At 59.3% G+C, this 12,494-nt stretch carries 15 protein-coding genes; all 15 read left to right on the top strand.

Annotation, left to right across the window (positions count from 1 at the left end; genetic code table 11):
• Positions 1-44 precede the first annotated feature (44 nt).
• The 15 genes from B5F29_RS11635 to B5F29_RS11705 all read left to right on the top strand — a co-directional run bounded on the left by B5F29_RS11635 (position 45) and on the right by B5F29_RS11705 (position 12,408).
• The gene (locus tag B5F29_RS11635; protein ID WP_087154799.1) at positions 45-665 is read left to right on the top strand and encodes a hypothetical protein; all 621 of its coding nucleotides are present in this window, start codon (positions 45-47) and stop codon (positions 663-665) included.
• Positions 666-688: 23 nt separating this feature from the next.
• Positions 689-1,663 (top strand): phage major capsid protein, encoded by a 975-nt coding sequence (locus B5F29_RS11640; RefSeq protein WP_087154800.1) that lies wholly within the window; start codon positions 689-691, stop codon positions 1,661-1,663.
• Positions 1,664-1,682: 19 nt separating this feature from the next.
• Entirely contained in the window at positions 1,683-2,108 is a 426-nt protein-coding gene (locus B5F29_RS11645) for a hypothetical protein (RefSeq protein WP_087154801.1), read from the top strand.
• The gene (locus tag B5F29_RS11650) at positions 2,077-2,502 is read left to right on the top strand and encodes a hypothetical protein (protein WP_087154802.1); all 426 of its coding nucleotides are present in this window, start codon (positions 2,077-2,079) and stop codon (positions 2,500-2,502) included. The genes B5F29_RS11645 and B5F29_RS11650 overlap by 32 nt, the downstream gene beginning before the upstream one ends.
• A gap of 1 nt (position 2,503) precedes the next feature.
• Positions 2,504-2,878 carry a minor capsid protein gene (locus B5F29_RS11655; protein WP_087154803.1) on the top strand — a complete coding sequence of 125 codons (375 nt, stop codon included), beginning with the start codon at positions 2,504-2,506 and terminating at the stop codon, positions 2,876-2,878.
• Between the two features lie 12 nt (positions 2,879-2,890).
• Positions 2,891-3,316 carry a hypothetical protein gene (locus tag B5F29_RS11660; protein WP_087154804.1) on the top strand — a complete coding sequence of 142 codons (426 nt, stop codon included), beginning with the start codon at positions 2,891-2,893 and terminating at the stop codon, positions 3,314-3,316.
• Positions 3,317-3,320: 4 nt separating this feature from the next.
• A complete protein-coding gene (locus tag B5F29_RS11665; RefSeq protein ID WP_087154805.1) occupies positions 3,321-3,863 on the top strand; it encodes a hypothetical protein in 543 nt (180 codons plus the stop codon).
• A 125-nt stretch (positions 3,864-3,988) separates the two neighbouring features.
• On the top strand, positions 3,989-4,393 hold the full coding sequence (locus B5F29_RS11670; protein WP_087154806.1) for a DUF6673 family protein: 405 nt from the start codon (positions 3,989-3,991) through the stop codon (positions 4,391-4,393).
• Positions 4,394-4,398: 5 nt separating this feature from the next.
• Entirely contained in the window at positions 4,399-5,034 is a 636-nt protein-coding gene (locus B5F29_RS11675) for a bacteriophage Gp15 family protein (protein ID WP_242955652.1), read from the top strand.
• Positions 5,013-7,832 (top strand): phage tail protein, encoded by a 2,820-nt coding sequence (locus B5F29_RS11680; protein WP_162608415.1) that lies wholly within the window; start codon positions 5,013-5,015, stop codon positions 7,830-7,832. Before B5F29_RS11675 ends, B5F29_RS11680 begins: the two co-directional genes overlap by 22 nt.
• Complete coding sequence (locus B5F29_RS11685; protein ID WP_087154809.1) at positions 7,829-8,749, top strand: phage distal tail protein; 921 nt, start codon at positions 7,829-7,831, stop codon at positions 8,747-8,749. Before B5F29_RS11680 ends, B5F29_RS11685 begins: the two co-directional genes overlap by 4 nt.
• A 3-nt stretch (positions 8,750-8,752) precedes the next feature.
• Positions 8,753-9,862, top strand: coding sequence for a siphovirus ReqiPepy6 Gp37-like family protein (locus B5F29_RS11690; protein ID WP_087154810.1), 1,110 nt, complete (start codon positions 8,753-8,755; stop codon positions 9,860-9,862).
• A gap of 1 nt (position 9,863) precedes the next feature.
• Positions 9,864-10,841 carry a hypothetical protein gene (locus B5F29_RS11695; protein WP_087154811.1) on the top strand — a complete coding sequence of 326 codons (978 nt, stop codon included), beginning with the start codon at positions 9,864-9,866 and terminating at the stop codon, positions 10,839-10,841.
• 11 nt (positions 10,842-10,852) lie between these two features.
• Positions 10,853-11,824: a hypothetical protein gene (locus tag B5F29_RS11700; RefSeq protein WP_087154812.1), complete on the top strand. Its 972-nt coding sequence runs from the start codon at positions 10,853-10,855 to the stop codon at positions 11,822-11,824.
• 131 nt (positions 11,825-11,955) lie between these two features.
• Positions 11,956-12,408, top strand: coding sequence for a hypothetical protein (locus B5F29_RS11705; RefSeq protein WP_143449151.1), 453 nt, complete (start codon positions 11,956-11,958; stop codon positions 12,406-12,408).
• Positions 12,409-12,494 lie beyond the last annotated feature (86 nt).

Consider the following 12,494-nt stretch of genomic DNA (forward strand, 5'->3'; position numbering starts at 1 on the left):
GCGGGAATGTTCACGACACATTACAAAAACGGAGGAATGACCCAATGAAAAAGCATTTTAACCTTCAGCTCTTTGACAACGGCGGCGAGGGCGGCTCTGGCGGAGGCCAGGGTGGAAACGCTGGGAACGGCAACGGCAGCCAGGGAAATGCCGGGAATAATGGAGGCGCCGGAGGCTACAGCTTCCAGCAGGCCGAGGAGATCGCCCAGGCTCGTGCAGAACGCGCCGAGAAGGCCGCTCTCAGCTCCTACTTCAAGCAGCAGGGCATGAGCGAGGAGGAAATCAACCAGGCGATCAAGGACTTCAAGGCCAACCGAGAGAAGCAGCGCCCCAATGTGGACGCCATCACGAAAGAGCGCGATGACGCGCTCGCAGAACTGGCCCAGATGAAGAACAGCCAGATCCTCGCCCAGAAGGGCGTCCGCGCTGAGGACACCGACTACGTCATGTTCAAGATCACGGCCCTGATGAAAGAGGACAGCAAGCTCGACTTCGAGAAGGCCGCCACCAAGTTCCTGAAAGAAAACCCCCGCTTTACTACCAGCGGCAGCGGGTCCTACCGCGTGAAGACCGGCACGGAAAGTTCCGGGGCGGGCAGCTCTGGAAATCAGAACAGCAACGACTTCATCAACGCTGCCATCCGCAGAAAAGCGGGCCGCAACTAACAAAATTATGGAGGAATAACCACATGAAAAAGTATTTTAATCTTCAGCTTTTTGAGACCGACGCTCAGATCATTGACAGATCCGGCGCCGAGTCTCTGATCCCCGAGGACCGTGCTGCGGAAATCATCCAGGGCGCCATCGCCCAGTCCGCTGTCCTCTCCATGGGCCGCCGTCTGGCCAATATGACCGCAGCCCAGACCCGTCTCCCTGTTCTGGACGCTCTGCCCATCGCCTACTTCGTGAACGGCGACACCGGTCAGAAGAAGACCACCAGACAGGCATGGGACAAGAAGACCATCATCGCCGAGGAGATCGCGGTCATCGTCCCCATCCCCGAGGCAGTTCTGGACGACGCCGACTACGACATCTGGGGCGAGGTCCGTCCTCGTATCCAGGAGGCCTTTGGCCAGGTCATCGACGCCGCCATCCTGTTCGGCACTAACAAGCCCGCAACCTGGCGCGAGGGTCTGGTGCCCTCCGCTACTACTGCCGGCGCAGTGAAGCAGATCTCCGCTGATCTCTACACTGACCTGCTCGGCGAGGGCGGCATCATCTCCAAGGTGGAGGAGTCCGGCTACTTCGTGTCCGGCCATGTGGCCGACATCGGTATGCGTGCTAAGCTGCGCGGCCTGAAGGACGGCAACGAGCGTCCTCTGTTCCTGAACTCCATGCAGCAGGCTGGCAACTATACCCTGGACGGCTCCGCCATCCAGTTCCCTCGTAATGGCGCCTTCGACAAGACCAAGGCCCACATGATCTCCGGCGACTTCTCTCAGCTGGTTTACAGCATCCGCCAGGACATCACCTTCAAGCTGTTCACCGAGGGCATCGTGCAGAACACTGACGGCACCATCGCCTACAACCTGATGCAGAACGACATGGTGGCCCTTCGTGCTGTCATGCGTCTGGGCTGGGAGATCCCGAACCCTGTCAACGCCATGGCCAAGGAAAAGGCGAAGCGCTTCCCGTTCGCCGTGCTGACCCCTGCCGGCGCCTAAGTAAAGGAGGTGCAGCCTGATGTACGTCTCCTATGATTTTTACAAGCAGACCTTCGGGGACACGATCCCCGAGGCTGACTTCTCCAAAGTCGAGGCCAAAGCGGAGGCGGTCATCGGCTACCTGACCTATATCAACGGGGACATCTTCGCCAAAGAGGACAACCGCGTGAAGCTCGCGGTCTGCGCTGCGGCGGAGGTCGTCCATTATCATAACAACCAGGCCAGTGCAAACGGCAACCAGGCTGCAGGTGTGAAAAGCGAGACCAACGACGGCTACTCCGTGACCTACATCACGGAGGGCCAGGATGGCCAGACCGCTGAGGAGCTGCTCCGCAAGAAGATCCTCGAAGCGGTCCGCGTCTACCTGCTGCCGACCGGATGGCTGAGCCGATCCCTGAAGGGAGGCTGCCGCCATGTATGTGCAGACTGCGATAACAGTCTTTAACAAACGCCTGGGCGCTGATCGGCGCGAGGTCTACTTCCCGACCTGCATCCGCAGCGCGTCCTTCCTGGAGAACAAGAGCTCCGGCCACTCTACGGACGGAGCTCACTCCCAGAGCCTCGCCTACAAGCTGAGGATCCCGCTGGGAGCGAAGATCCAGGACGGCCGGAGCTACGTCCCGGCGGATAAGTTCCGCCAGCTGGACGAGGATGCAGCCGCCAAGGCGTGGACGCTCCAGACCGGCGACTATGTGCTGCCTATGGCGACCGAGCTGACGGCTCCGGTCGATCAGAAGCAGATGGAGGCGCTCGGCCATCTGATCTACGTCAAGGAGTACGCGGACAACACCATCAGAGGCTCGGCCGCCGTGAAGCACTGGAGGATCGGAGGCGAGTAAAATGGCGTTTAAGCCTATCACCAACCCCAGGGGCGCCATCATCCAGGGAAAGAACGGCAAGGCCGAGCTGATCTGGAACGCCGGCTGCGCCCCGAGAATGAACGAAGTGCTCAGCAAGAAGCAGGAGATCATAGACAGCGAAGTGCTCCGGCTCTGCGCTCCGATGGTCCCTAAACGGACCGGCGCCCTGGAACGATCCGGCACCCTGGGCACAGTCATCGGCTCCGGCGAGGTGAAGTACATCGCACCATACGCCCGGCGTCAGTATTACAACACCAGCACGACCCGGAGCTATGACTCCAGGCGTGGCGGTATGTGGTTTGAACGAATGAAAACCGCACACAGGACGCAGATCCTGAAGCTGGTCAACAAGTAAAGGAGGCCCGAAATGGTCAAGTCAATCATCGAGGGCGTCGCTGACTTCTTCAAGGACTGCCCTCTCCTCAATGCCGGAGTGTTCCGCGTGGACGCCCTGGGAGACCAGCCGCAGGAGTACACCATCGAGACGGGGATTTTCAACCCCATCATCGAGACGTACATCGATGGCAGCTCTGACCGGCGCTACCAGTTCAACTTCGGCAGCCGGGAGTATTACAGCATGGACCGGCTCCAGAACATCGCCAACAGCACCTTCTACGAGGACTTCGCCAACTGGGTCGAAGATCAGGAGGCGGCCGGCAATTTTCCGGAGCTGCCGGAAGGTATGCACCCGGAACAGCTCAGCGTGCTCTCGTCTGGCTATATGTTCGACGAGTCCATGAGGAACGCACGCTATCAAATCCAGTTAGAACTCATCTATCACAAGGAGGCATAAGCACATGAAAAAGTTTGATCTTCAGCTCTTTGACGAGAGTCGTGCTGCCCTGCTCCGCAACGCCATCGCGGACTATGCCGAGATCGACGGCACCTACGAGCTCATGGGCACCGGCTTCACCACTCTGGACGAGAGCCCCAACGCACAGACCGACAGCGAGACCTACATCAACGAGGTCACTGCCACCACTGACATCACCAGCTACGAGACAGAGTTCTCCTATGAGTCCCGTCTGATCCCTTCCCAGAAGGCGATCTATAAGCTCTGGAAGATGGGCCGCGATCATGCGACCGGCACTGACGCCCAGCTGAAATACGTCCGCGTCGAGCTTTTCAACCCTATCGGCGAAGCCACCGAGGATGCTGCCGAGTTCACTGCCCGCCAGTTCACCGTGGCCAATGAGGTCAGCGACAACTCCGGCGCTGGTGGCGAGAAGATCAGCGTCTCCGGCGTGCTGCACGCGGTCGGCGATCCCGTTCAGGGCAAGTTTGACACCGTGACCAAGCAGTTCACGGCCGGCAACTTCAGCGGCAAGTACGACGCCTAACAACGCAACAACTGGCTCCGCGCGACTGGCCTAATCAGGCAGTGAGCGACCAGGCACCAGCAGGCCAAACGGTGCAGCCTGCTGGTGCTTTTTTATAGCACCGACCAATGGAGGAAAACAGAATAATGGAATTGATTATTAACAATGTCAAGCTCGAAGGCGATCTTATGGACGCCGACTTCATGGAGAAGTTCGAGACCGCGATGATCAAAATGCGCGACACGGCTCAGCAGAAAAGAGGCGAAAACTTCCCGACTGCTGCGGCCAACTACCGCGCACAGTGCGAGGTGGTCAATGTCTGCTTCGACGAGATCTTCGGTGCCGGCACAGCGGCCAAGCTGTTCGGCGGCAAGATGAACGTCATGGAGCACCTGAAGGCCATCGAGAAGGTGAGCGAGTGGGCTGCGGGAGAACGCAAGACCCTCAACGACTTCACCAACCGCTACACCCAGCGCCAGCAGAACGCCGTCCGTAATATGCAGACCGCGCAGTTCGTCTCTCAGAAGCACGGCAAGGGTAAAAAGCACTGAATTTATTGATCGACGGACTGCCGGAACAGGTCGAGATCGCAGGCCAGCAGGTCCCGATCAGCAGTGACTTCCGCACGGGCATTTTGTTCGAGGAACTACTGCAAGACCCAGGGCTGGACGACCTGGAGAAGCTCCAGACCGCTCTGCACCTGTATTTCCCCGGCGTCGTCTTCGACTATGACGTGCTCGACGAGGCCCTCAGCAGGCTGGTCTGGTTTTACCGCTGCGGCACGGATCCCGCAGAGACGACGGGCGAAAAGTCCGGAGCCGCCGAAGAAGATCCGCCTTTTTCCTACGAGCACGACGCTGACTATATTTACTCCGCGTTTATGCAGGCCTACGGTCTGGATCTGGCGCGGCATCCCCTCCACTGGTGGCAGTTCCGAGCACTCTTTAGATCGCTCCCGGAAGACACTCAGCTGGTCAAGATCATCGGCTACCGCACGATGAAGATCCCGGCCAAGATCTCCAAGGAGCAACGGCAGCACTATGAGCACATGAAGCGCGTCTATGCGCTCCCTCAGTCGGCTGACCGACAGCAGCTCGAAAGTGACCTTAACAAACTACTTATGAACGGCGGAAACCCCGCCGCACTTTTGAATGGTAGCGAGGTACGGTCATGGCATCAGATGGAACCCTAAGATTTGATACAAGCCTGGACTCCGGCGGTCTACAGTCGGGGATGGGCAAGGTCGCGAACATCGCCCAGCAGGCGCTGGGCGTGTTCAGCGGCCAGATGATGACCAGGGCAGTCGATAGCCTGGTCAACCTCGGTAAGACGGCCCTCGATAGCGTGGGCGCTCTCGAACAGAACGTGGGCGGCGTCGAGACGCTGTTCGGCAACACAGCCGACGCAGTCATCGCCGCAGCAGACAGAGCCTACCAGACGGCGGGAATGTCTGCCAACGATTACATGAGCACGGTCACGAGTTTCTCGGCGTCCCTGCTCCAGTCCCTCAGCGGAAATACTGAGGAAGCCGCCAAGGTGGCGGACATGGCCATCATCGACATGGCCGACAATGCGAACAAGATGGGCACCTCCATGGACCGCATCCAGGACGCCTATCAGGGCTTCGCAAAGCAGAACTACACCATGCTGGACAATCTGAAGCTGGGCTACGGCGGCACGAAGACCGAGATGGAGCGACTGCTGGCCGACGCTCAGGAGCTGACGGGCGTCAAGTATGACATCAACAACCTGAACGACGTATACCAGGCGATCCATGTCATCCAGGAGGAGATGGGGATCACCGGCACGACAGCGAAAGAGGCATCGGAGACCCTGGAGGGCTCTCTGGCTTCCGCCAAGGCCGCCTGGGATAACTTTATGAATGGGTCGAGCGACGCCGACCAGCTGGCCGACGCCTTCGCCACAGCCGCCGACAACGTCGTCAGAGTTTTGGGCGAACTCATCCCGCGCTTCGCTGAGACGCTGCCGGCTCTGGCTGGTGCCATCGTGAAGCAGATCCCGGATCTGGTCTCTGCCATCGTGCCTGCCGTGCTTTCTGCCGGCAAGAGTATCATGGAGCAGCTCCGTGACGTCGTGCAGAACTTTGACTTTGTGGCTGCTGCCGAGACAATCGTCGAAGGCATCACGGACTTCATCAGCAGCGACGGCCTGGGCTCTTTCCTGGGCTGCCTGGTGGATATTTTCACCGGTATCGTCAACGGCATCAGCTCCATGCTGCCGACATTACTGCCGGCCCTCGTCGAGCTGATCGCCTACACCGTGACCACACTGATCGACCAGCTGCCGGCGATCCTGGACTGCGCTCTCCAGCTGATCATGGGCCTGGCGGACGGCATCCTTGCAGCGCTTCCCGTGTTGATCGACGCCCTGCCGGAGATCATCAGCGCCATCGTGCAGTTCCTGATCTCGGCCGTCCCGCAGATCATTGACGCCGGCATCGAGCTCCTGATGGCACTGGTGGACGCCCTTCCCGTCATCATCGACGCGCTGGTAGACGCCCTTCCGCAGATCATCGAGTCCGTCGTGACGACTCTGGCGGCATCCGCGCCCGATATTCTGGCGGCTGGCATCGAGCTCCTGATGGCTCTGATCGAGGCCATCCCGACTATCGTCATCGAGCTGGTCGCAGCTCTGCCCGACATCATTACGGCAATCATTGACGGCCTCATCGCGGCCGGTCCGCAGGTCCTGGAGAGCGCCAAAGAGCTCTGGGGCCAGATCAAGGAGGCCGTGCCGGATATTATCGCCAAGATCGGCGAGGCCGTGCCAGAGATCATCAACGGCATCGTGACTGGACTGGCCAACGGAGCCTCCCAGGTATGGGACGCAGCGTGTGAGCTGGGCAGCAACATCCTCAACGGCATCAAGGACTTCCTCGGCATCAACAGTCCGAGCACGGTCATGGCCGAACAGGGTGGCTACATTGTAGACGGTCTGATCAATGGCCTGGCAACTCTGCCCGATCAGGTGGCTCAGGTATTTTCTGAGATCCTGGCGGACCTTCAGGAGTGGGGCGCCGACATGGCGACCAAGGCTCAAAAGGCCATCACCGACATGGGCACCAAGATCTCCAACGTCCTGAGACAGCTGCCGGGACAGGTGTGGACGCACCTGGTCAACGCAGTGACCAAGGTCGTGCAGTGGGGCCAGCAGATGCTCAGCAACGCCTCGACCGCAATGAGCAATATGCTCAGCAAGGTCAACAGCATCATCCAGGAGCTGCCCGGAAAGATCTGGACGCACCTGGTCAATGCCGTCAATAAGGTGGTGGCATGGGGCCAGCAGATGGTCTCCAACGCTTCGACCGCTGCGAGCAATATGCTCAGCAAGGTCGCCAGCACGCTCCAGCAGCTCCCGGGCAAGGTCTGGGACTATCTGAGCCAGGCGGCCCAGAAGGTCGTCACCTGGGGCACTCAGCTGGCTCAGAAGGGCGCCGCAGCGGCGACCCAGCTGTTCAACTCCATCGTCAACGGCCTGGCAAGCCTGCCGAGCAAGATGGCGGAGATCGGCAGCAATATCATCAGCGGCATCTGGAACGGCATCAGCTCCGGCTGGAGCTGGCTGACGAATAAGGTCAGCAGCCTGGCCAGCAGCCTGCTGGACGCAGCGAAGGACGCCCTCGGCATTAACTCTCCGTCTAAAGAGTTCGCGGACGAGGTCGGCCGCTGGATCATGCCCGGCGTGAGCAAGGGGCTGGACAAGTCTATGCCTGCGACACTGAAGGACATGGAAGCCAAGGCCAGCGAGCTCGTCAGCGCCATGCGGGCCGAGATGTCGGCGACCGCCGGCAAGCTTTCCGTCGGAGCCTCGCACGCAGCGGGGCTGAGGATGGCAGGCGCCGGCACCACCGTCTACTATGACAATCGCATGGAGCAGAGCAACACCTACAACGTGCCCGTGGCTACACCTTCCGAAGTGGCCAAGACACAGCGGGAGGCTCTGCGGAACATGGTCGGAGGTGTGAAATGACAGTAAATACATTAACCATAGAGCTGACCTGTAACGGCAAGACCCTCAAAATGGGACCGGGCGAGGACATCGACATCACTGCCGTGTCCGGCCTGGAGTCCTCCGAGGTCGAGATCAGCACATCAGACAACGCCCTGGTGGACGGGGCGTCCGTCGATGGCAAGAAGATCAAGCCAAGGCCCATCCACATCGAGGCCAGTTTTAGAAGCAACAAAAACAACCCGGAAAACCGGGCGAAAGTGATCAAGTTTTTCAATCCGAAGTACACCGGCAAGGCGCGCATCACCAACATGGGCGTCAGCCGCAACATCGAGTACGAGCTGGAGGGCTGGACCTTCGCGGCCATGAAAAACCTGGACAACAAGCTGAAGATCCTGGTGGATCTGATCTGTCCGGACCCGTATATGCTCAACGTGGACAACTTCGGCAAGAACATGGCGAACATCTCGCCGCTGTTCGCTTTCCCCTGGAGGATGCTCAGTAAAAGGATGGAGACGGGCAAGCTGGACTACAAGGCCGAAGCCCGTGGCCTCCTCCTGGGCGGCAGCACGATGGGCTATAGAACGCTGCACAAAGAGGTGGTGCTGAGCAATGACGGCGACGTTCCGACAGGCGTCCAGATCCAGTTCATCGCCACCAGGGGCGCCGTGGTCAACCCTAAGATCACAAACACCGGCACGGGCCAGTTCATGCGCGTGAATGTCACGATGCAGACCGGCGACGTGCTTCTCATCGACACCAACGACCGGCACCAGGTCATCACTCTGAACGGCGTCAACTATTACCAGCACATCGACCGCCGGAGTGAGCCCTTCAAGCTGGAAGTGGGCGACAACTATCTGGAGTACGACGCAGATGAGAACTACACCAACCTGGACGTCAATCTGTTCTACACTCCGAAGTATTTGGGGGTGTAGCGCATGAATTTGATCATCCTCGACCAGAACTTCGACACGCTGGGCGTCGTCAGCGTGTTCAATACACTCATCTGGGACCGCCGGTATTATGCCTCGGGCCTTTTTGAATTGCATACTCCCGCCGAGTTTTTCGAGCTGATGAACATCGGCCGCTATCTCTACCGGAACGACCGGAAGGACCTGGGCGTGATCCGAGAGGTCAACTTCGCCAGGGACGCCAAAGGCGCCCGGACAGCCTATTGCAAGGGCTACTTCTGCGAGGAGCTGCTGAACGACCGTGTGATCCATCCCCAGGTCAGCCTCTCCGGGACGCCGGAGAGCATCGGTCGGAAACTGGTGGACCGCTGCGTGATCAACCCGGCCGACACCAACCGCGGGATCCCACAGATACAGCTGGGGGCTCTGACAGGCGTCGGCACGAGCGTCACGGTCACGGCCACCGGCGACAAGCTGGGCGACAAGCTCTACGAGATCGAGAAGACCCAGGAGCTCAGCCATCGCCTGGTCTACGACTACCTGACCAACACCCTCAGCTTCGAAGTGTGGAAAGGCAAGGACAGAACGGATGACCAGACCGAGAACAGCTGGGCGATCTTCTCCGACAGCTTCTACAACGTAAAAAATGCCGTGTATGACCGGGACGAGTCCGACTGCAAGAACTACGCCTACGTCGCCGGCGAGGGCGAAGGCTCCGCCCGCGTCATTGTGGAGGTGGATCTCCGCCAGAGTGCGGACGAGGAACGCCGGGAGCTCTGGGTGGATGCTCGGGATCTCCAGAGCACCTACCAGGACGAGGACGGCAACGAGCAGACCTACACGGCCGCACAGTACCAGGCGCTGCTCTACCAGCGCGGTCTGGAAAAGCTGGCAGAGTACGAGAAAATCGAGACGGTCAACAGCGACGTGGATCCCAGCGCCAACCTGACCTACGGCGTGGACTTCGACCTGGGCGACCTCTGCACCTACCGCTACGCCGACGTCGGCATCGAGACCACCAAGCGGATCACTGAGATCCAGGAGGTCTACGAGGGCAGCAAGCAGACCCTCTCCGTTGTCTTCGGCAATGACCAGATGACCAGTATCACGAAAATCATCCAAAGGGAGGTATTTTAACATGGCCATGAGATACGGCTATTTTGACTCGGAGATCACCGGCGTGGACTCCGAGGGTATGCCTATTTTTGACAGAGCAGAGACGTCGGAACTGTTCCGCCTGCTCTTTTCCAAACTGTTGACCAATGGCGTGCTGGCCAAGCCTGCCGACTGCTTCAAAGTTCTGGCAGGCGACACGGGCCTCACTGTTAAGGTCCAGCCCGGCTTCGGCCTGATTAACGGCGCCTTCGCCTATGACCCCGCCGTCGCCATCTTCGAGCTGGCCGCAGCTCCTACGAGCTACAGCCGCATCGACCGCATCGTGCTGCGCTGCAACTACCTGGAGCGCCTCTGCGAGATCATCGTGAAGACCGGCACGGCAGCGGCAACGCCCCAAGCTCCGGAGCTCATCCAGCCCGTCAGCGGCGACTACTACGAGCTGGGCCTGGCGAATGTGACGATCAGCGCCAACCAGACCGTCATCACCCAGAGCTCCATCAGCGACACCCGCCCCAACAGCGCAGTCTGCGGCTACATCACCCAGTTCATCGACAGCATCGACACCGAGGCCTTCTATGACCAGTTCAATGCCTTCTATGCTGAATTTGTGGCCAAGTCCAACGCCAGCTACTCCCAGTTCGAGCAGATGGCCAGGGCAGCCTATGACGGCTACACGGCCGCCATCGACGAGTACATCGAGGCGCTGGAGAACAAGGGCAACGCAGACCTGACCGCCATCACGGAGGATCTGAAAGAGTTCCAGCGCACCAGCCAGAACGCCTTCAACGAGTGGTTTGCCACCGTGCAAGGCCTTCTGAACGAGGACGTGGCCGGCGAGCTCATCAACAAGACGAGCAACCTGGACGAGCGCCTGACCGCGCTGGAGTACATGATCATCCACAACGATCTGTTCACTCACATCGTTGACGATGACGGCAACCCGATCCTGGACGACGATGGCAACGCGATCATCGGCGACTGGAAATATAAAACCGCATAAGGAGGAACATTATGCAGATTGACGTAACAAACGGCAAACGCTTCACCGAGTACGACGCGCTGGCTGCCGTGGCCAGCGAGGAGGACGTTCTCCTGGTACGACTCGCAGACGGCACAGGCGTCAAGAGGATCCCTATCAGCGCCATCAAGGCCTTCATCAACGGAGACCTGGATACGCTGGAAACTGAGGACAAGACCAGCCTGATCGCCGCCATCAACGAAGTCTTCGGCCTGGTAGGCACCAACGCCCAAGACATCAAAGCCCTGAAGGAGCTGACCGCAATGCTCGGCCAGACCGGTGCGTCCAGGGCCAACTCCTTCATCTATGAGCACGATCTCGGTGCCAGCTTCACCGCTGAGCAGTCTGCCGACATTCGTGCTGGCAAGTTCGAGAAGGTCCGCACCGGCGGCTACTGGACCATCAACAGCCGAAAATACTGGGCCGCCCATGCTGACTATCGTCTGCACTGTGGGGACACAGAGCTGACTACCCATCATATGCTGGTCATTCCCGACAAGTCCTTCTATAACGGCGTGATGAATGACGCCAACGACACGACCGGCTCCTACTACGGCAGCAAGATGAAGACCTCCGGCCTGGCTGATGCTCTGGCCACCATCAAGGCTGACTTCGGCGCAGACCACATCCTGACTCACAGGGCTCTCCTGGCCAACGCTATCAGCAATGGCGCCAGCTCCGGCTGGGCATGGTACGACAGCCAGATCGACCTGATGAACGAGCACATGGTCTACGGCTCCTACGCATGGGGCGGCGGAGCGCAGAACGGCTACGACACTGGCATCGACAAGAGCCAGCTGGCTCTGTTCCAGGCACGCCCGGATCTGATCACGAACAGAGAGAACTGGTGGCTGAGAGACGTCCAGTCCGCGACGGCTTTCTGCGATGTCCCCAACTACGGCATTGCCTACAACTGTTACGCCTCGTACTCCATCGGCGTCCGCCCGGCTTTCCTGATCTATTGATCAAAAATCCCGGCCCCTTGTGGGCCGGGTAAATCTAATCAAGGAGATAAGATAGCGTGTCAGACATCCCTAAAAGTAAACGGGCCCATTCTAATCTGGAAGCGCACCATCAGGCGCTCACGATCCGGAGGATGATCGCGGTCGAGCTCCTCAGCAGCTTCGCCTATAGCGAGAAGAAGCTGGAGGCAGCTATCAGAAAACAGACCGCACACGTCCAGGATCCGGAGCACCGGGAGGAAGTCGCTGCGGCCATCCGCAGCCTGGAGGACGACTACGCCTGCTGGTTTATCAAGAGACACCGCGACCGTGTGGACGATCTCTGCTGCGACATCGCCCAGCATCTCAGGGCTGCCAATACTATCTGGCCGTCGTACCGCTTCGAGTATGACGACAGACGCAACGAGCTCAATCAGGCGCTGAAGTGCTGCAACCAGCTCCAGGACGAGCTCCAATACATCGCCGAAGCGCTGCCGGCCGACAAAAACCGGTATATGAACATCGTGCTCGAAGTCGAGAAGCTGTTCAACATGGTGAAGAAGCTCCGGCAGTCTGACAACCGCTTCCTGAAGCACCTGAAAACCTAACACCTATAGGGTGGCCTCTGTTTGTGCCGTCCAGTCCGCGACGAATTTCTGCAATGTCAACAACAACGGCAATGCCAACAACTGGA

It is taken from the genome of Lachnoclostridium sp. An196 (assembly GCF_002160135.1).
In the GTDB taxonomy this organism is placed as follows: domain Bacteria; phylum Bacillota; class Clostridia; order Lachnospirales; family Lachnospiraceae; genus Hominiventricola; species Hominiventricola avistercoris.

Bases quoted from the DNA above. Each gene is read 5' to 3' on its own strand.
- B5F29_RS11670 (WP_087154806.1), top strand. From the start codon at position 3,989: ATGGAATTGATTATTAACAATGTCAAGCTCGAAGGCGATCTTATGGAC.
- B5F29_RS11650 (WP_087154802.1), top strand. From the start codon at position 2,077: ATGTATGTGCAGACTGCGATAACAGTCTTTAACAAACGCCTGGGCGCT.
- B5F29_RS11690 (WP_087154810.1), top strand. From the start codon at position 8,753: ATGAATTTGATCATCCTCGACCAGAACTTCGACACGCTGGGCGTCGTC.
- B5F29_RS11695 (WP_087154811.1), top strand. From the start codon at position 9,864: ATGGCCATGAGATACGGCTATTTTGACTCGGAGATCACCGGCGTGGAC.
- B5F29_RS11660 (WP_087154804.1), top strand. From the start codon at position 2,891: ATGGTCAAGTCAATCATCGAGGGCGTCGCTGACTTCTTCAAGGACTGC.
- B5F29_RS11635 (WP_087154799.1), top strand. From the start codon at position 45: ATGAAAAAGCATTTTAACCTTCAGCTCTTTGACAACGGCGGCGAGGGC.
- B5F29_RS11655 (WP_087154803.1), top strand. From the start codon at position 2,504: ATGGCGTTTAAGCCTATCACCAACCCCAGGGGCGCCATCATCCAGGGA.
- B5F29_RS11705 (WP_143449151.1), top strand. From the start codon at position 11,956: ATGATCGCGGTCGAGCTCCTCAGCAGCTTCGCCTATAGCGAGAAGAAG.
- B5F29_RS11680 (WP_162608415.1), top strand. From the start codon at position 5,013: ATGGCATCAGATGGAACCCTAAGATTTGATACAAGCCTGGACTCCGGC.
- B5F29_RS11665 (WP_087154805.1), top strand. From the start codon at position 3,321: ATGAAAAAGTTTGATCTTCAGCTCTTTGACGAGAGTCGTGCTGCCCTG.
- B5F29_RS11685 (WP_087154809.1), top strand. From the start codon at position 7,829: ATGACAGTAAATACATTAACCATAGAGCTGACCTGTAACGGCAAGACC.
- B5F29_RS11640 (WP_087154800.1), top strand. From the start codon at position 689: ATGAAAAAGTATTTTAATCTTCAGCTTTTTGAGACCGACGCTCAGATC.
- B5F29_RS11700 (WP_087154812.1), top strand. From the start codon at position 10,853: ATGCAGATTGACGTAACAAACGGCAAACGCTTCACCGAGTACGACGCG.
- B5F29_RS11645 (WP_087154801.1), top strand. From the start codon at position 1,683: ATGTACGTCTCCTATGATTTTTACAAGCAGACCTTCGGGGACACGATC.